The 17,611-nt window shown below is 57.1% G+C and carries 14 protein-coding genes and 1 tRNA gene; 5 read left to right on the forward strand and 10 right to left on the reverse strand.

The window, feature by feature from the left end:
* The first annotated feature begins 93 nt into the window (after positions 1 to 93).
* The gene (locus KOE80_RS00665; protein WP_226348099.1) at positions 94 to 2,481 is read left to right on the forward strand and encodes a TonB-dependent siderophore receptor; all 2,388 of its coding nucleotides are present in this window, start codon (positions 94 to 96) and stop codon (positions 2,479 to 2,481) included.
* Positions 2,478 to 3,353, forward strand: coding sequence for an alpha/beta hydrolase (locus tag KOE80_RS00670; RefSeq protein WP_226348100.1), 876 nt, complete (start codon positions 2,478 to 2,480; stop codon positions 3,351 to 3,353). The genes KOE80_RS00665 and KOE80_RS00670 overlap by 4 nt, the downstream gene beginning before the upstream one ends.
* 410 nt (positions 3,354 to 3,763) lie before the next feature.
* Here KOE80_RS00670 and lysM read toward each other — a convergent pair whose 3' ends face one another.
* From lysM to trmB, 4 genes are all read right to left on the reverse strand, one after another.
* A complete protein-coding gene (gene lysM / locus KOE80_RS00675; protein ID WP_045930802.1) occupies positions 3,764 to 4,207 on the reverse strand; it encodes a peptidoglycan-binding protein LysM in 444 nt (147 codons plus the stop codon).
* A gap of 130 nt (positions 4,208 to 4,337) precedes the next feature.
* Positions 4,338 to 4,538 (reverse strand): sulfur carrier protein ThiS, encoded by a 201-nt coding sequence (gene thiS / locus KOE80_RS00680; protein ID WP_060186249.1) that lies wholly within the window; start codon positions 4,536 to 4,538, stop codon positions 4,338 to 4,340.
* 42 nt (positions 4,539 to 4,580) lie between these two features.
* On the reverse strand, positions 4,581 to 5,528 hold the full coding sequence (gene pip, locus KOE80_RS00685) for a prolyl aminopeptidase (RefSeq protein WP_226348101.1): 948 nt from the start codon (positions 5,526 to 5,528) through the stop codon (positions 4,581 to 4,583).
* Positions 5,525 to 6,292 carry a tRNA (guanosine(46)-N7)-methyltransferase TrmB gene (gene trmB, locus KOE80_RS00690; RefSeq protein WP_226348102.1) on the reverse strand — a complete coding sequence of 256 codons (768 nt, stop codon included), beginning with the start codon at positions 6,290 to 6,292 and terminating at the stop codon, positions 5,525 to 5,527. The genes pip and trmB overlap by 4 nt, the downstream gene beginning before the upstream one ends.
* 202 nt (positions 6,293 to 6,494) lie before the next feature.
* Between trmB and KOE80_RS00695 the strand changes: the two genes are divergently transcribed.
* A tRNA-Gly gene (locus tag KOE80_RS00695) sits at positions 6,495 to 6,568 on the forward strand.
* 545 nt (positions 6,569 to 7,113) lie between these two features.
* Positions 7,114 to 8,151, forward strand: coding sequence for a DUF72 domain-containing protein (locus KOE80_RS00700; RefSeq protein WP_226348103.1), 1,038 nt, complete (start codon positions 7,114 to 7,116; stop codon positions 8,149 to 8,151).
* Between the two features lie 108 nt (positions 8,152 to 8,259).
* Here the strand turns inward: KOE80_RS00700 and KOE80_RS00705 are convergent, their stop codons facing one another.
* Positions 8,260 to 8,895, reverse strand: coding sequence for a cysteine hydrolase family protein (locus KOE80_RS00705; RefSeq protein ID WP_226348104.1), 636 nt, complete (start codon positions 8,893 to 8,895; stop codon positions 8,260 to 8,262).
* A 285-nt stretch (positions 8,896 to 9,180) separates the two neighbouring features.
* Here KOE80_RS00705 and KOE80_RS00710 point away from each other — a divergent pair, with 285 nt between their 5' ends.
* Positions 9,181 to 10,128, forward strand: a complete 948-nt coding sequence (locus KOE80_RS00710) for a helix-turn-helix domain-containing protein (RefSeq protein WP_226348105.1) — start codon at positions 9,181 to 9,183, stop codon at positions 10,126 to 10,128.
* 228 nt (positions 10,129 to 10,356) lie between these two features.
* Here the strand turns inward: KOE80_RS00710 and KOE80_RS00715 are convergent, their stop codons facing one another.
* From KOE80_RS00715 to KOE80_RS00735, 5 genes are all read right to left on the reverse strand, one after another.
* Positions 10,357 to 12,822: a TonB-dependent siderophore receptor gene (locus tag KOE80_RS00715; protein WP_226348106.1), complete on the reverse strand. Its 2,466-nt coding sequence runs from the start codon at positions 12,820 to 12,822 to the stop codon at positions 10,357 to 10,359.
* 195 nt (positions 12,823 to 13,017) lie between these two features.
* On the reverse strand, positions 13,018 to 14,025 hold the full coding sequence (locus tag KOE80_RS00720) for a FecR family protein (RefSeq protein WP_226348107.1): 1,008 nt from the start codon (positions 14,023 to 14,025) through the stop codon (positions 13,018 to 13,020).
* Positions 14,026 to 14,045: 20 nt separating this feature from the next.
* Complete coding sequence (locus KOE80_RS00725; RefSeq protein ID WP_226348108.1) at positions 14,046 to 14,555, reverse strand: RNA polymerase sigma factor; 510 nt, start codon at positions 14,553 to 14,555, stop codon at positions 14,046 to 14,048.
* Positions 14,556 to 14,726: 171 nt separating this feature from the next.
* Positions 14,727 to 16,367: a rhodanese-related sulfurtransferase gene (locus KOE80_RS00730; protein ID WP_264180159.1), complete on the reverse strand. Its 1,641-nt coding sequence runs from the start codon at positions 16,365 to 16,367 to the stop codon at positions 14,727 to 14,729.
* Positions 16,364 to 17,602, reverse strand: a complete 1,239-nt coding sequence (locus KOE80_RS00735; RefSeq protein ID WP_226348109.1) for an acyl-CoA dehydrogenase family protein — start codon at positions 17,600 to 17,602, stop codon at positions 16,364 to 16,366. Before KOE80_RS00735 ends, KOE80_RS00730 begins: the two co-directional genes overlap by 4 nt.
* Between the last annotated feature and the right edge of the window lie 9 nt (positions 17,603 to 17,611).

The following is a 17,611-nucleotide window of genomic DNA, read 5'->3' on the forward strand; positions in this document are numbered from 1 at the left end:
AGCCCCTAAGCATAGTTCCCCTTTTGGTTTTTCGTCCGATCCATATAGGGAAGGCACTGCGCAACGACAGTGCCCGGAACTCTTGTTTTTCTCATGCAAACCCCTACTTTTTTCCGTCAATCCGTATTGCAACGTTTTTTGGCTGCGTGCCTGATGGGGCCCACGATCTTTCCGCTTGCTGCCGTGGCGCAGCAAAGCGCATCGGCAAGTGCGCCGATGCTGCAATTTACGATCGCAGCAGGTCCGTTGGGCCAGGCATTGAATCAGTTCTCGCAGAGTGCGGGTATTTATCTGGGCGGGGCCGCCAGCCTGGTTCAAGGGCGGCAAACGGCGGGCCTGCACGGCACCTATAGTGTGGAACAGGGATTGGCCGTCTTGCTTGTAGCTACCGATTTGCAAGCGCGTAACACTGGGCCGGGGCGCTATGCCTTGCAGCCCAAGGTCGAGACGGCGACCTTGACGCCTATTATGGTCAGAGCAGGTACGTCAACTCAGGGTAGCATCCAGGATGGCTTTGTGGCCATGCAAAGCCGTATCGGCAAGATTGACGAAGCGCTGCATGAAACACCGCGATCGGTCAGTGTGGTTACTCGTGCGCAAATGGACGCGCGTGGCAGCATGAGCGTATTGGATGCCGTGACGTATACGGCCGGAGTGACAACAGGTGGTGCCGGTTTCGATCCTCGCTTTGACCAGATATCCATACGTGGTTTTCAGGTCAACATCAAAGGGGATTACCTGGATGGTTTGCGCCAGACACCGGGCATTTATGCGACACCGCGCACTGAAGCCTATTTGCTGGAGCGGGTGGATATTGTCAAGGGGCCGATGTCGGTCTTGTACGGGCAGGGTACGCCGGGTGGTTTGGTCAACCGGGTGTCCAAGCGTCCGACGGACACGCCCGTGCGTGAACTCATGCTGACCGGCGCATCCCATGATCGTAAGCAACTGGCCCTTGATATCGGTGATGACATAAATGAGAGTGGCACGGCGCGCTTTCGGGTGACGGGCCTGATCCGGCGAGGTGAACACGAACGCGAAATTGCCGATGACAGGGACGTGCTGGCTTCCGCGTTTGATTTTCAGTTAAGTGAGAAAACGACGCTGACATTGCGCGGCCAATATATCAAAGACGAAACTGATGGCGGGGTTGGCACGTATGTTGATAATGGCAGGCCGACCAGTATGCGTATCAGCGATCCTGATTACGATTACCAACGCCAGACGGAGTATCAGTTGGGATACGAGCTGGAGCATCGCTATAGTGATGCCCTGACGTTGAGCCAGCAGTTGCGTTACGGTGATCTGGACATGAAGGTGCGTTACCTGGACAACGCGGGCCTGCGGCCCGGAACGCGCATCATGGACAGGTCAGCCTGGTCGGTGGGCAGCAAGGTGAAAAGCCTGGTCGTGGATAATCGGGCGCTGATGCGCTTGCAGACTGGCACTGTCGCTCATCAACTGTTGGCGGGTTTCGATTATCAATGGGTGGATTGGGATAACCGCATCGGCTATCTGGCCAGCGGCGTGCCGCCGCTGGATTTGGACCATCCGCACTATGGCAATGTCTCCTTGCCCACGCCTGACTACAACCTGGTTTCGGTCAAGCAGCGCGATCAACAGCTTGGCTACTATCTGTCTCATCAGGCCGACATAGGTAACTGGCGTTTGAGCTTGGGCGGTCGATACGATGTTGTACGGCAGCGCAATGAGGACGTATTGGCGGGTGGTAGCGCCTTGCGCAAGAAAGATGATGCGTTTACGTGGCAGGCAGGGGTGCTGTATCTGAGCGACAGTGGCTTTGCGCCGTATCTGAGTTACGCCACGTCGTTCACACCCAATAGCAGTCTGAACGTGCAGGGTAGACCTCTGGACCCGACTCGTGGTGCGCAGATCGAGGCCGGTATCAAGTATCAACTGCCGGGTCACCGCAGCCAGATCACCCTGGCTGCTTATCAGATCGATGAGACCGATGCGGTACGGTCCGTGCCGGGCACGGCGTATTCGGAACTGGCAGGCAAGTTGCGTTCTCGGGGCATTGAACTGGAAGCCGTGGCCGAGTTGGCTGATGGGTTGGATTTGACTGCCTATTACAGCTACAACCGTAGTCAGGTGCGAGCCAGCAATAATGCTGCCGAAATTGGCAAGACGCCTAGCCGCCAACCGCGTCATGTGGCTGGGGCATGGCTGGATTATCGTTTGTCGCGCGGACCCTTGGCGGGATTGGGTTTCGGTGCTGGCGCACGGTATGTGGGCAGCAGTTATGGCGATACGCTCAACACCATGCATAACCCTGCCTCCACGCTGGTCGATCTGGCCGTCAGCTATGAACCCGGTCGGCGTTTTGCTTCTCTCAAGGGTTGGAAGGCATCCTTGAATGTGCAGAACGTAGCGGATAAAGAAGTCCCGGTGTGCAATAGCGGCTACTGCTATCTGGGCGTGGGCCGACAAGTCATGGCCAGTTTGAGGTACCGCTGGTGATTCTGAACCCAGCTCGTCGCCGATGCCTGCTGGGCGGGCTGGCCGGGTCGGTCCTGGCCCTGCCGGTCCGGGCTGCGCAGGAGCAGGCCGTCCATTTGCCCGGTACCGAACAGTTTTCGCTTGCGACGTCGGGGGGCGGGTATCAGGTGATGGTCAGGCCCCCGCGTCAAGCGCCCCGGTTCGCCGCAGGCCATCCCGTGCTGTATCTGCTCGATGGCAATGCCTTCTTTGGGGCGTATTACGATGCCGCCCGAATGCAAAGCGAATTGGCGGATGATGCCATCTTGGTGGCGGTCGGCTATCCCACGCCAGAGCCCTTTGATCTGGCACGGCGAGCGTATGACTTTACGCCGCCGCTGCCTGTTGGCCAGACGCCGCAGCCTGGATGGCCGACGTTGGGGGGCGAGTTGGAGATGATGGCATTTCTGTCGCAGCAATTATTGCCGGACATTGCGCGGCGATTTCCCGTTGATGCGCATCGCCAGGTGCTGTTGGGGCATTCTTTCGGCGGCATGTTTGCATTGAGTTTGTTTTACGCACAGCCTGAGCGGTTCTCTCAGATTGTCGCCATCAGCCCGTCCGTCTGGTGGCAAGACCACTTCATCCTGGCCAGGGAGCGAGCGTTTACGGCGCAAGCACAGGCAGGCAAGGTCGCGCTGCTCGGTAAGCGTTTGTTGTTGATGGCAGGCGGGGCAGAAAGTGCGCAGACCCTGCAACTGACTCACTCCTTGGCCCGCCGCTTGGATTCGGCGCTGTCGGGCCAGGGCTTGGAGGTGGGCCACGTGGTGCTAGCGGATGAAACGCATCTGTCAGTTCCCGTGGCGGCAGCGACAACCGTGCTCAGGCAGGTATTGACGGCGCGCCGGGTTTAGGGCCTTTTAGTATCCATAGTCCTTAGGGAGCGGTGCTGCCCATCCGGATTTCCGTTCCTCTTGTGGGTCCTGTGTTCGGAAAACCGGATGTTTGGTGGATGGTTGAGCAGCTTGTGATGTTGATGGTGTTAAAAATTAAATATCAATGTGTTAGCGATCTGTGTGGATATTGGTATGGGACTTGCGTGTTGTTGAATGAGAGGTCTGGTCGGAGCCTGGGTATAGCAGCCAGAGAGATATGAACGAGTTCAAGGCAGTGGTGCCAGGTCGTCAGGAAACCGATTTGATCTGGGTAACGCAAGATTGCAGTGCCGTAGTGCTGGCTCGTCGCAAGAGCGTGACCTGTTTGGACAAGACGACCAAGAGAAAAACCCACATATGCGGGCTTTTCTCGTTCTGATCCGTTGTTATTACAGCGCCGGAATACGCAGTACCTGACCGGGGTAAATCTTGTCAGGATGGCTGAGCATAGGCTTGTTGGCTTCAAAAATAACGGTGTATTTCGCACCATTTGCCTTGCCGTAGTGGGTTTCAGCAATTTTCCACAGGGTATCGCCTTTCTGTACGGTGTACATGGTGGCTTCAGCGGAAGGCTGAGCTACGCTGAGCTGGTTGTCGACCTGCGAGACACCCAGGGTGTTGCCCAGAGCCAGCACAATTTTTTCGGCCTGTTCGGTGGAGGCAGCCTGGCCGCTAACCGTAACTTTGTCGCCATCAACCGCCAGATTCAGACCGTCGGCGGAAAGTTGGTGTTTGGCCAGTTCTTTCTGGAGTTCGTCAGCTGTTGCTGCTTTGGCTTCGTTGGCACCAAAGAGTTTTTCGCCGACATCTTTAAGAAAACTGAATACGCCCATCGCTTTGCTCCTGAAGTTAGGGTTCTATGGCTGCCTGCTTGATGGCAGGCGAGACGGCCCATTATGACCTCATTTTTATCCTTGAAGCCGTACCGGAATGTCAGCAATTGTGCATTTTACAGGGCGAGTATCAGCCGCCACCGACGGCAACCACGATTTCAATGGTGTCGCCTTCTTTGATCGGGGTGCTGGCGTGCTGGCTTTTGGGCACGATATCGCCGTTCAGTTCCACGGCAATGCGCTTGTTCTCGTAGCCCAGCTCGATAATCAGCGTGCCAACCGTGTCGGAGTTTGCCAGAGTCTTGCTCTGGCCGTTCAGGGTAATGTTCATTCTTGTCTCTGGATATGGTCCGGCCAGGGCCGGACGAGTGATTCAGATGGCAAACTTCTGGGTGGCGGCCAGCAGCCGGGCCAAAATGCCGGGTTCGTCGTAGGCGTGGCCTGCGTCCGCAACCATATGAAATTCTGCTTGGGGCCAAGCGCGATGCAGTTGCCAGGCTGTATGCGCCGGAGTGCACACATCATAGCGTCCCTGCACGATGACACCGGGAATGCCATGCAAGCGGTGGGCGTTTTTCAGCAACTGATCCGGCTCCAGAAAACCCCGGTTCATGAAATAGTGGTTTTCAATGCGTGCAAAGGCCAAAGCGGCTTTATCACTGGATTTGGCGTCCAGGTGGTTCTGGCTGGGCAAGAGTGTGATCGTATTGCTTTCCCATTGCGACCAGGCATGTGCGGCGCGTAGCTGCACAGCAGGGTCGTCGCCTGTCAGACGCTTGTGATAGGCGCTAATCAGATCCCCGTGCTCTTCTTTGGGAATAGGAGCCAGATACTGTTCCCAGATGTCCGGGAATAAGCGCGAGGCGCCTTCCTGGTAAAACCAGTGCAGCTCTTCAGGACGAGCCATGAAGATACCGCGCACAATCAGTTCGCTGACATGCTCGGGGTGAGTCTGGGCATAGGCCAAGGCCAGAGTCGAGCCCCAGGAGCCGCCAAAGACCAGCATCTTGTCGGCCTTGAGCTTTTCCTTGCGCAGCCGCTCCATGTCCTGAACCAGATGCCAGGTGGTGTTGTTCTCCAGGCTGGCATGAGGGTAGGAGCGCCCGCAACCGCGCTGATCAAACAGCAGCACATTGTATTTTTGCGGGTCGAACAGGCGGCGGTGATCGGCAGAACATCCTGATCCCGGCCCACCGTGCAAGAAAATGGCGGGTTTACCTGCCGGGTTGCCGCAGCATTCCCAGTAGATATGGTGCCCATCATCGGTGTGCAAAGTGCCTTGGGCGTAAGGCTCTATAGGCGGGAACAGGGTAGCGCTCATTGTTCTTTCTTGGGCCAGTTCAGTTCAGGGGTAGGGGTGTCATTGCGGGTGAAGATCAGATCCCACACGCCATGACCCAGACGCAGCCCACGGTTCTCGAACTTGGTCAGTGGACGGAAGTCAGGGCGGGGTGCGTAGCCTTCGTGCGTGTTGCTGAGCATGGGCTCGGCGGACAGCACTTCCAGCATTTGTTCGGCGTAGTTTTCCCAGTCGGTCGCGCAATGAATGTAACCACCGGGTTTCAGACGGCTGGTCAGCAGCTGAATAAAGGGCGATTGCACCAGACGACGCTTGTGATGGCGCTTCTTGGGCCAGGGGTCCGGGAAGTAGATATGAATGCCCGCCAGCGAGGCAGGGGCGATCATGTCGCGCACCACTTCCACCGCGTCATGTTGAATGATGCGGATATTGCTGATCTGGTTGTCATCAATACGCTTGAGCAAAGCGCCCACACCGGCGTTGAACACTTCCACACCCAGGAAGTTGTCGTCGGGACGAGCCTGGGCAATCTTCTGGGTGGTTTCACCCATGCCAAAACCGATTTCCAGAATCAGGGGGTTGTCATTGCCAAACACTGTTTCTGGTTTAAGGATGTTGTCGCGGTAGCTGATCGACCACAGGGGCAAGAGGCGCGCCAGGGCCTGTTCCTGGCTGGGCGTAATGTGCGCGCGCCGATGAACAAAGCTACGGATATGGGTCTCGCCGGAATTGCTGTTCGCGACATTGGGCGACAGCAGGGATGGTTTTTCGTTGCTGGTGGTCATGGTTGTGGCGCGGGCATCAGGAATGGCTCGCGTATTAGCTAAAAGCGGGAAAGCTCTATTGTAGTGAGTCTTGCCACTGAATTCATGGGGATGCACGTGAAAAAGATAGGGCGGGAACCACGCATCAAGAAAAGATCGCGCTATAATTTTCGCTTCCCCATTCGCGGGATTGTCTGCTTTAGATGCAGACCTCTCCATCAGGGCGGGTGTAGTTTAATGGTAAAACTGATGCTTCCCAAGCATCCGTCGTGGGTTCGATTCCCATCACCCGCTCCAGTTCTGCTTTGTTTCCCAAGACTGTTGCTCCTAGGCTAACTCTGATCTATTTCGGCGCGGCCTGCGGTTTTCATTTTTCGAATGCCGAGCGAACTGCCTCTACAACACGTTCTGCCAGTTCCTGCTTTTCCAGTTGTGGATACGCCTATTTCAACTTCCCGGAAACGTGCCAGCCGTTTTCTTTCAAAGAGCGAATGACCCGAGTACTGTCTTGTTCAGGCATTTCCAGCATTTCTTTCAGCCTTTCCTAGGCTCGTTGGAAGGTCACCAAAATGCGGACTTCTCCGACCATTTCATTATGGATGTTTTGTGTCACGTCTTGCGCGGGGTGCCTTCTTCATGGGGCGTCGGCTTATCAACGTGATAAGAGCTTGCGTAATGTCCCATAAACGGGCGTGAAAACAGTAATTTCGTACGTTTTAGAATCCTAAAAAGAACGTGAATATAGTAATAAAACTAGGATTTTGTTGAAAATGATAAAAACCAAGTTTGGCTTGGGTCTTACCCAGTTTGCTTGAGCTCTCTCCCATGGCACTATACCCACCATGCAAGAAGATCTTTTCGGCGATGCCATTCCTCAGCCACCTGCTTCAAAGCCCGCTGCTCCCTCCCGACGCAAAATCACCAAAGTCAGCCTTGCTGCTTCCGCGCTGGAGCTAAGCGATCTGGCCGCCCAGCTTCCTGAAGCCTTGCGTTTCGGTGTCTCCACCTGGTCCTACCCCGGTTGGGAAGGCTTGATCTGGGATGGTGAGTACGAGTCGAGCATCCTGTCCAAGCATGGCCTGGAGGCCTATCACCAGCATCCTTTGATGCGTACAGTCTGTGTCGATCGCACCTTCTGGCGTCCTTTGACGGTCACGCAGTATTCCGCCTACGCCACGCAGGTGGATGAAGACTTCCGCTTCGTCGTGAAATGCCCGTCTATGATTACGGATGCTCAAGTTCGTGATGAGCAGGGCAAGGTGCGCAAGTCCAATCCGGACTTTCTGAATATCCGTCTGGCTGTAGAGCAGTTTGTGCAGCCTGCCGCGGAGGGCTTGCGTGACAAGCTGGGCGTGCTGGTCTTCCAGTTAAGCCCACTGTCCTGGGGCTGGTTGAATCGCCCGGCAGAGATGTTCGACAAATTGGGGCAGATGCTGGCGGCGGCGCGAGAGGCTTTACCGCAGGGTTCACAAGTGGTGCTTGCTGTAGAAGTCCGAGATCCGGAGCTGCTGACCCAAAGTCTTGTCGATACGCTCAAGGCCAATGGCGCGACGTTTTGCTTGGGCCTGCACGGCAAGATGCCGCCGATTGCGGAGCAACTGCCTGTATTGCGCGCCTTGTGGCCGGGACCCTTGGTGTGTCGCTGGAACTTGAACCGGGAGTTTGGTGCTTACGGCTATGCCGATGCTCAAAAAAAGCATACCCCCTTCGATGCCATCGTCAGCGAGGACTTGCATACCCGCACGGTGCTGGCGCGCACGATTCGTGGAATTACGGGGGCGGGGCAGGCGGCTTATGTGACGATCAGCAATGATGCGGAAGGCTGTGCGCCGCTGTCCATACAGCGGCTGGCGCAACTTGTTGTGGCACAAGAAAAATAACCGCAGGTCTTGAGAAGCGATCCTCAAAAGTGTGACGATTCACAAGACCTGTTGTGTTGCCTGATGAGCTGGGGGCTCAATGCATGCGGGTTCTGGCCCCGTTCGTGATTATTGTCTGGATTTCTGAATCAGCTCATCTGTCGTCATGACATGCGCGGTGGATACCGCCAGCACTCCCAGGGTGACGCGGTGCACTTCTTCAGCGGGAATCGCCCCAAAGCCCATATCCGGGTAGTGGTAGGTGCCGGTCGCATCGGAGATGAAAGCCACTTTGTAGCCATGGAACATGGCATCGCGGGCCGTGGCGTGGCAGCAGTTCTCAGTGGTCACGCCGGTGATCACAACCGTATCGATCTTGCGGGTACGCAGGATGATGTCCAGGTCTGTGCCAAAGAACGCGCTGTACCGATGCTTCTTGATGACGACCTCGTCCCCTTGTGGAGCCACTTCGGGGTAAATATCAACGCCAGCGGTCTCATCGACCAGTCCCACCTGGTTTTGAATCGGAGGGTAAATCTCCCCGAACAGCCCCATATCGCAGCCGTTGCGGCGGTGGGCGTGGGCGGTGAAGATCACTTCCATGCCGGTTTGGCGGGCATGGTCCAGCAGTTTTTGCAGGCGGGGCATCAGCTCCATGCCCATGGGCGTTTCCAGGGGGGCGCCGGGGGCGATGAAGTCGTTTTGCATGTCGATCACAATGACCGCCGTGCTGCCAGGATTGATTTGATCAATCTGAATAGCCATCTCATTCTCCTTTGGTTTGCTCAAGGCCGGGCGGCTGTGTAGTTGGGATTGCCGCTGCCGGTGTCATAGACGCTTGTAGAGTAGGAGGATGAGGCGGATTCGGCTTGGCTGTCTGTGCCATTTTTATGGATTTTTTGACTGTGTCTGCCATCTTGAATAATGCACAGGCAGGGGGCTGGGGCTGGGTGTTTTCCGGGCTTGTCTGTGCTTGGGGAATGGACGTAATCTTGTTGAAAAACGATTAATCCATCGGTGCAGAGAGCGCCGATTATGGAGACTGAACCTATGACAGCGATCATAGCGGTCAAGCCCGGAGACAGCTTTGAACACTGGCACGAGGTCACTTGTAGGCAGTTTTCACAGACCGAGTGCAGCCAGATTGCCCGACACCAGTTTCAGGCGCGGGTCACGCTCAATAGCTTTGGTGGTTTGGGCCTGAGCAGCATCTGGTCTGCCACCCCTCAGGGGGAGGCCATACGCGTCAACAGACGGCAGGCCGATATTCGTAAAGATCAGCGCGACTGCTTCATGTTGTGGCTCATGCTGGATGGCCATATTCAGCTGAGCCAGGACGGACGCTATGTGAGCCTGGGAGCAGGTGACTTGGTCCTTCAGGATCAGTCACGGCCTTTTGATTTGGAGCTGGGGCCTTTGGCTCATGCGGCCATGGTCATGATTCCTCGTCCCTTGCTGGCAACGCGCCTGCCCTCGGTGGGGAATCTGGCTGCGCGCCGTATTGCGGCCAACTCGCGTCTGGGGCCGATGGCGGGGGCTTTGGTCAAGCAACTGCTTGGTATGGGGAGATCTGCTGAGGACGGCATGGATCAGCGTGTGACGGCTTCGGTGCTGGACATCTTTTCTGCGGTCTTCGAGTCTGAAACTTCTGCGCTTTCTCTGGGCAATCGTCAGGAGCGGCGTCTGGAACAGATCAAGGTTTATATACGGGCGCACCTGCATGAGGATGCACTGGATGTGGAGCAAATTGCCCGTGCTTCGTCCATGGCGGCTCGCACGCTATATCGGCTCTTTGCACAAGAAGCGACAACCCCCATGCAATGGCTGTGGGAGCAGCGTTTGATCCGGAGCTACCGTTTGTTGGACGAGGGGAAACACAAACGGGTGACCGAGGTGGCCATGGCCTGTGGCTTCAAGGACCTCTCCCATTTCAGCCGTTTGTTTCAGGCGCGGTTTGGGCAAGCTCCTTCGACGCTAGGCTCCAGAAGCAGGTCTTGAATCCGTGCCGTATTTAGGCTGTTCGATACATAGACGATCACGGTGTAAGCACAGGGATGTAGGGGGGGGCTGCCAGTCAGGATGAGCGTGACGTGTAGCGCCAGATTCGAGCGTATTGGCACAGTGCTGGGCCTAAAAACCCGCAGGGCTGAACAAGCTCTGCGGGTTTTGTTTCAGTGGACTATCTGGATCAGGCGATCGCTGGACTCAGGCTCGAGAAGTCTCGGTTTAGAACTGATACCGCAAGGTTGCCGTTACGTTGCGAGGCGCACCCCAAAAGACGGTGTTGTAGTTGCCGATACCCGCGTAGTAGTGCTTGTCGAACAGGTTGTTGATGTTGACGGACAGTTTTGTGGCCTTGTTCACTTCATACGAACCGCTCAAACCGACCAGTGCATAGGGTTTGCGCTCGAAGCGGCGCAATTGACCATCGATCATCTGTGTGAAGTAGCTGCCGCTTTGCCATTGCACATTGCCACCTACCATCATGCGTTGGCCAGCCCACGGCAGACGGTAGTAAGTGGCCAGTTTGAACAAGTGTTCTGGCTGTCGGGGGCTGGCTCGCACACCTTCCGCATCGCGGGAGCGGGCATAAGTGTAGCCAGCGTGAACTTGCCAGTTCGGCATGACTTCGCCGGACAACTCCAGTTCCAGACCGCGCGTCTTCACACCTGGAACCGCAATGTAGGCCACGCCGCCCATTGGAGTTTGCGGGTTGATCGGGTCGGGTTCTGCCACGTTGTCCTGCTTGATCTGGAATAGGGCCATGCTGGCGTTGAGCTTGCCGTCCAGATATTCCCCTTTCATTCCTACTTCCATGCTCTTGCCAGTCAGCGGTTCCAGCTGTTCGCCGTTGGCCTTGAAGTTATAGGCTTGGGGTTTGAATACGTCGGTATAGCTGGCATAGGCTGTGTGCCATTCGTCCAGATCCACGCTCAAACCCAGATAAGGAATGATCTTGCCGCTGACCTGAGTTTCGTGGCGCTGAAAATTGTTCAGAGCGTTCAGGCTTTCCAGGGACCAGTCGTAGCGCACCTGGCGGGCACCCAGAATCACATTGACACGGTCATGGGGTTTCAGAACGGCGGCCCCGTAGATCATGTGCTGCTTCACGTTGACATCGTGCTGCAGCCACCATTCGTATTCGTTGGGCTCGGTAGCGTTGTTGTTCCACTCAAAAATGTCGGGCACCGTCATGTCGGTGTCGCCGTCCCAGCGCTGTGACAAGGCATGGGTCTTGGCGTAGTTCGCGCCCAGCACCAGCTCATGTTCGCGACCCAGCAGCTTGAAAGGGCCGGTGGCATGGAAGTCCAGCGTCTTTTCTTTGGAGTCGCTGTCAAAGCGCGCCGCGCCACCCTGGTAAAAGCCGTGGCTGATTTCATAGGTCTGTGCGTTGACAACATCGGCAGACAGGCCGGACATGACCTGACGGGTACGGTAGTCACGTTGACCGGCAGCCAGTTTGATGGTCCACCCGGAGTCAAAGCGGTGATTCAGATCGGCAAATACGCGCTGTGTATCCTGGTTGCGCCAGGCCCAGCGGTCAGCCGGGTTAACGTGGCGGCCGATGGAGAACTGTTCGCCATTGCTGTAGAAGGCGGGCAAGTGTTCGTTGGTAGTCGCGTTGTTACGGTTGCGCTGGTAGTCCAGGCCCACAGCGACAGTGGTGCGCTCGCCCAGGTCGGCTTCCAGAATCCCGTAAAAGATCTGCTGCTTGCCTTTGGCGTAGTCCATGAAGCTGCGATTGTCCTGGGTGGCGCCCACGACACGTCCACGCAAGGCACCTTCGGCGGCCAGCGGGCCGGACAAGTCCAGTTCCGTGCCATACGTGTCCCAGCTGCCTGCGGATACTTGTGCGTGTCCCTGGAACTGACTGGTGGGGCGCTTGCGGACCATATTGATCACGCCAGAGGGGTAGCCTGCACCGTTGACCAGGCCGGTCGCGCCTTTCAGGATTTCGATACGGTCGTAGATGGCGGAGTTGGTGATGCTGTAGTTATCGCGTACGGCGCCACCGTCCGAGGACAGGCTGGGCAGACCGTCAAACTGGAAGTTTTCCAGATTGAAACCGCGCGAGTAAAAGCTGTAGGACTCCGAGTTGTCGCGATTGACGGTAATGCCCGGAGTTTGCTGCAAAGCATCGGAAATGGTCTGAATACCCTGGTCGTCCATCTGCTGACGGGTAATGACGCTGACCGATTGCGGGGTTTCACGCAGGCTCAGGTTCAGGCGGGTGGCGCTATTGCTGTGGGTGGCGGTATAGGAGCCTGTTTGCTCGGTGTTCAGCGTGTCCCTGGCGGCATGAACCGTAATGGGGGCCAGCTGTGTGCTGTCGCCCGATAAGGGTTTGCTCAGGGTATAGCGATTGTCTTTGCGCTTGTATTCAATCCCGGTGCCTGCCAGAAGTTGTGCCAGAGCGGCCTCAACTGATGTGGCCTGGTGAACGGCGGGAGCCTGCAGACCTTGAACAATATTGGGGTCAAAGTACAACTGTACACGGGCTTGCTGGCCTAAAGACAACAAGGCTTGGGACAAGCTTTGAGCGGGCAGGCTGATGGTGCTGGGGGCCGCGTTCTGTGCTGCGGCATAGAAGGGCAGAGTGCCTAGTGCCAGGGCCAGAGCCGTTGCACGCATAAGGGGGCGGCCCAGGCGGATACGCTCTGCGGGTGACGGGGAAGAATGCAAAGAGGTCATGTTGAAAAGCAAGCGATAGGGGTCATGGATCAATGCCTGGCCAGGCGGGTCTGTAGATGAGACGCATCAGCCAGTCAAAACCCGTAATGGCCGGTAAAAAAGTCCGTATCGCCGGACACTCTGGCTTTGGTGACGCAGGTTTGAAGGCAGCTCAGGTATGGGTCACAGACTGCTTTGGTGCTTCAATCGCTGTCTTTAGCGTGCGTGTAATTGCACTTCGCCGGAGGGTAGCGTGTTGACTCGCAAGGGCAGTAGCTCGGGCAAGGTTTCCAACAGGTCAGCACTGTCACGCAGCTCAAAAACTGCGGCAATGCGGCGCGAGGCCAGGCTGGCATCCATGATCTGAATGGCCTGCTGGGAAGGGCGATAGCGGTTCAGCTCACGCACAACCTCGCTTAACGGGGTGTTGCTGAAGACCAGTTGGCCGGTGTGCCAGGCGGTGGCAGCCTGGGCCGGGGTGGAGTCCAGACGGGGACGGCTGCTGCCCGCTTCCAGACTCAAGCGCTGGTCAGGCCCCAGAGACACATGGCTGGGAGACCACAAGCGTCCGCTGCTGACCTGAACCTGGCCTTCTTGCACGATGACACTGAGTGCCTGCGGATCGCGCTGCACATTAAAGACCGTGCCGGTCACCAGAATCGTTGCCAGTCCGCCCAGAACCTGAAAGGGACGGTCGTGCTGCTTATGAACATCAAACAGAGCTTCGCCTTGATGCAAAGTCACCTCTCGGTGGTCGGCATAAAAGGCCACATCCACCAGTGTGTCGGTGTTCAGATGAAGAATGGATTGATCGGGCAGCACGATGCGTTGCTGCTCACCCCGCGCGCTTTGATAGCTTTGGGTGAATTCAGGGGTGGGCTGCCAGAGTCCACGCAAGCCGGGCAATGCAATGACTGCCGCTCCCGCGGCCAGAGCCGGAGCACCAATCAGGAAGGTATTGCGCAACCAGCGTCGGCGCGAGGCTTGTTGGGGCGCTTGTTCCAGCACACTGCGCCAGTGCTGATCAGGCACCAGTTGCGTGGCTTGCCAGGTCAGCAATAGTTGCTGGTAGTGGGTCTCGTTGGACTCACTGGCTTGTCGCCAGTGCATCAACTCCTGCTGTTCCGCCTCGGCGAGGCTAGCCGCCTGTTCGCGTACCAGCCAAAGGCTGAGCTGATCAGGATTCAGGGGAAGCGAGAGCGGCGTGGAGGTGCTGCGTGTCATAGGGAAGGAGGCATGCGGTTTCACTCGGGCAGTTGGAAGTCGCTCAAGCGTTTGTGCAGGTGATCCAGAGCGCGGGCCATGTGTTTTTCGACCATGCTTTGAGACAAATTCATCTTGCGCGCAATCTCGGGCAAAGTGTAGCCCTCCAGCCTGTGCCAGGCAAAGATCTGCTGGCTTTTCAGGGGCAGCTCGTTCAGTGCTTTTTGCAGGGCCAGACGCAAATGGGCGCTGTCCATCTCCTGCTCGTGGGAGTGGTCTAGCGGATGCTCTTCATCGCTCAAGTCTTGCCAGGCAACGTGGGCCTGACGATGCGCCCGACGATTCAAACTGACCAGGCCATTATGAACACTGCGATGCAAAAAAGCGCGAGGATTGGCAATGACCCCCGAGCGCTGTTCCAGCATATTGGCGATGGCGTCGTGGGTGGCATCTTCGGCGTCATGCCGATTGCCGTAACGTCGTGTCCAGGTGGAGATCAGCTCGGCATAGTGTGCGAGCCAACTGCTGCGCAGAGAGGGCCGATCAGACATGGAAGAGTGGTAAATGAGAATCGTTATTATGATCGTCCGATTTTATAGGGCATTTTGCTGGCTTTGTCCATGATTTCCTGTGCTTGGAGGCAACTCACTGTGGCATGGTAAGTCCGCGCCCAGCCCAAGCCATAGCATGTTTGGTGCTCGGGAAGGCGCGGCTTAACAGAACTAAAGCACCTTGAATTTATGCGTGCCGTCCCGGCGTAATTGTTCAACCAGACCAAACTCCCAATCCAGATAGGCCTGCATGGCAGCCTCAGGCGCATCAGTGCCTTCGTAAGGACGGCGGTAGCGGTCTATGCGTGGGCAAGCCAAGCGGGATTCGCCGCTTTCAAGCGCTTGCTGTGCCGCTTGCCAGGCATGGGTTCCTCCTTGCAACACATAAACAGGGGCGTCAGTCAGCGCAATGGCTTGTTCTGCCGCAAAACTGGCCGTGACTCCGGAGCGGCAGGTGAACACATAGCGCTGGGCGGCTGGGACCTTGTCCAGAGCCTGTTTGATTTGTGAGCGCAAAGCGAACCAGGCTCCGGGGATATGGGCTTTGACATAGTCCGCGCTAGGCGCGAAGTCCAGTATCTGGGTGCTGTCATCATGGGTGCCAAGCCACTGAAGCAGCGTGTCCACAGATACCGACTGAATCCCTTCGGGCTCGGGAATGGCACGTTGCCAGCGGCCTTTGATGTATTGCTCAGCTTCGGAGGCAGGCTCCAGCACGTAGACATCCCATCCCATTTGGGCGAGCCAGGAGCCCGTCATGGAAGCCCGTACGCCGTCATCATCGCTCAGCACGATGCGTGCTCCCCGAACTGGTGCGTGGTGGCCTGTCTCTTGAACCAACTGGCCGCCGGGGGCGGGGGCAAAGCCAGGCAGATGCCCTGCTTCGTATTCTTCGGGTGTACGTACATCGAAGCAGTAAAGGGTGCGTCCCTGTTCACGCAGGCGGTCCAAGGCTTCCAACTTGATGCGTTTGACGCCTGTGCGGTCGGCAACTTGTCGGGCTTGTGCTTGGGTCTGTTCGTGAGATGGGCCCGGCTTCAAGCTGTGGCGCAAGGTGGCACCGTGGTCCAGTGTCTGCCCGGCCAGCACCCATCCTATCGTGCCGTTGCGTAGCGCGGCTACGGGATTGGGAATGCCGGCATTAATCAGTGACTGGGTACCGATGATGCTGCGTGTCCGCCCTGCGCAATTGACGATCAACTGAGTTTTTGGGCTGGGGGCCAGTTCCTGGACACGCAAGACCAGCTCCGCGCCGGGAACGCTGGTGGCGGTGGGAATGCTCATGGTGTGGTATTCGTCATAACGGCGTGCATCGACGATCACCACATCGGCCTGGCTATGGATCAAGGCCTGGACTTCCTGGGCACTCAGTGAAGGGGTGTGGCGCTGCGCCTCGACCAGTTCTCCGAAGGATTTGCTGGGGACGTTCACATCGCTGAATAGCTCTCCACCGGCGGCGCGCCAGCCTTCCAGGCCCCGCTCCAATAGACCAATATTGCTGTAGCCCAGTGTGTACAGAACTTGCGCGGCTTTCAGGGCCAGATCGCTGTAGTCATCATGACCGTAGATGACGATAGGCGTGTCTCGTCGTGGAATACGATCCCAGGCTTCCAGCTCCAGGCGCGACAAGGGAAAGTTGGCGGCCCAAAGCGGATGCTCCTGGGCATAGGGGGCTTCTTCGCGCACATCCAGCAGTGCGATTTCCTGCCCGTCCAGTAAGGCCTGACGCACTTGTGCAGACGAGACTGAAGGGAAACCAGGCGTCACCACGACGCTGCTTTCTCGCGAGTGGAAAAGAATGTCTGTGCTCAAAAGAAGGCTCCTGTCGGTGGCAAAGTCTGATTGAGCAGGTAGTCGCCCAGAAAGCGGGTTTTGTACAAACTGGGATTGTGTGCGGCAATAACTTTGATGTTGCGCCAGTGTCGGTCCAAGGCTCCATCGATGGTTACTACAGAGCCCGAACCCAGATCCAGCAGGTTGCCGGCTAATTGTGGTCCCCAGGAGTCCGCTACGATTTTGGCTTCGACGGCTTTCAGGGTGGCATCCAACATCAGTTCTGTGGCTGAAGGGGAGCCGTAAGCGGCAAAGCCAGCTTGTAGCGCGGTGGCAGCACGCTTGACCAGTGCGTCGATAGCGGCCACATGGGCGGCCAGTTGTCCCAATTGAGCCTGCAGTACCGCCTCATTGCGCGGTTCTTCAGCCTGACCGTGGTAGAAGTTGCGGCTGCGTTTTTTAAGCAGCGTGACGGCGTCGGCCTTGACCCGTCGAGCGATACCTGCAATTACGGTCGTCAGGTAAATCTGGTGGAAGGTGTAGCTCCAGGTGCCATCGTGTTCGGGGGTGACAGGTGGGGGATACAGGTTATGCGCTTCGATGCGGGCATCGGCAAAACGAGTATTGCCTGAACCCGTTAGCTTCTGACCAAAGCCGGACCAGTCGTCAGTCAGGTTCACACCGGGGGCCTGTGTGGAGGCCAGATAGCGTACCAGCTTACCGTTGCGGTTCTCTTGGGCGGGGCCCAGTAGCCAGTCGGCATACAGATTGCCAGTGGAATAGAGCTTGATGCCGGTGCCATGGTAGACGCCGTCTTCTTCACTCCAGTTAAGCTCGCCAGTGACGCCATCGGGGATTTGTCCGGCCCGTTTTACTGGTGCCAGACCAAAGCCCAAGCCAAAGCTGCGCCCCTGTGCGGCCTCGTCCAACAAGCGGGCGTAATAAGGCTCCTGGGGCAGGCGCAGGGCCTCTTCAACGGCAAACAGGTGATTACGGAAAATGTGAGCGACATTGGAGTCCGCGTAAGCCAGGTCCTGAACCAGATCGAATAGTTCGATCAAGGACAAGCCCAGTCCACCTTGTTCAATGCTGAGTCTGGCCCGGCCCAAGCCGGCCTTTTTCAAGGCAGCAATAAGTTCATGGGGGTGGTCGCGTTCAACATCACGTCGAGGTGCTTCTGTGGCGATTTGTGTGAAGATGGCGTCCAGCTGCAAGCGCTGAACCAATGGTCCCCATTGATGAGTGTTGGCATCGGATGGTGTGGATGTGGTCATGCTTGTTTC

Source organism: Alcaligenes sp. 13f, assembly GCF_020496585.1.
GTDB lineage: Bacteria > Pseudomonadota > Gammaproteobacteria > Burkholderiales > Burkholderiaceae_B > Alcaligenes > Alcaligenes phenolicus.

Coding starts and splice junctions, on each gene's coding strand:
- KOE80_RS00665 (WP_226348099.1), top strand. CDS start 94: ATGCAAACCCCTACTTTTTTCCGTCAATCCGTATTGCAACGTTTTTTG.
- lysM (WP_045930802.1), bottom strand. CDS start 4,207: ATGGGCGTATTCAGTTTTCTTAAAGATGTCGGCGAAAAACTCTTTGGT.
- thiS (WP_060186249.1), bottom strand. CDS start 4,538: ATGAACATTACCCTGAACGGCCAGAGCAAGACTCTGGCAAACTCCGAC.
- pip (WP_226348101.1), bottom strand. CDS start 5,528: ATGAGCGCTACCCTGTTCCCGCCTATAGAGCCTTACGCCCAAGGCACT.
- trmB (WP_226348102.1), bottom strand. CDS start 6,292: ATGACCACCAGCAACGAAAAACCATCCCTGCTGTCGCCCAATGTCGCG.
- KOE80_RS00700 (WP_226348103.1), top strand. CDS start 7,114: ATGCAAGAAGATCTTTTCGGCGATGCCATTCCTCAGCCACCTGCTTCA.
- KOE80_RS00705 (WP_226348104.1), bottom strand. CDS start 8,895: ATGGCTATTCAGATTGATCAAATCAATCCTGGCAGCACGGCGGTCATT.
- KOE80_RS00710 (WP_226348105.1), top strand. CDS start 9,181: ATGACAGCGATCATAGCGGTCAAGCCCGGAGACAGCTTTGAACACTGG.
- KOE80_RS00715 (WP_226348106.1), bottom strand. CDS start 12,822: ATGACCTCTTTGCATTCTTCCCCGTCACCCGCAGAGCGTATCCGCCTG.
- KOE80_RS00720 (WP_226348107.1), bottom strand. CDS start 14,025: ATGACACGCAGCACCTCCACGCCGCTCTCGCTTCCCCTGAATCCTGAT.
- KOE80_RS00725 (WP_226348108.1), bottom strand. CDS start 14,555: ATGTCTGATCGGCCCTCTCTGCGCAGCAGTTGGCTCGCACACTATGCC.
- KOE80_RS00735 (WP_226348109.1), bottom strand. CDS start 17,602: ATGACCACATCCACACCATCCGATGCCAACACTCATCAATGGGGACCA.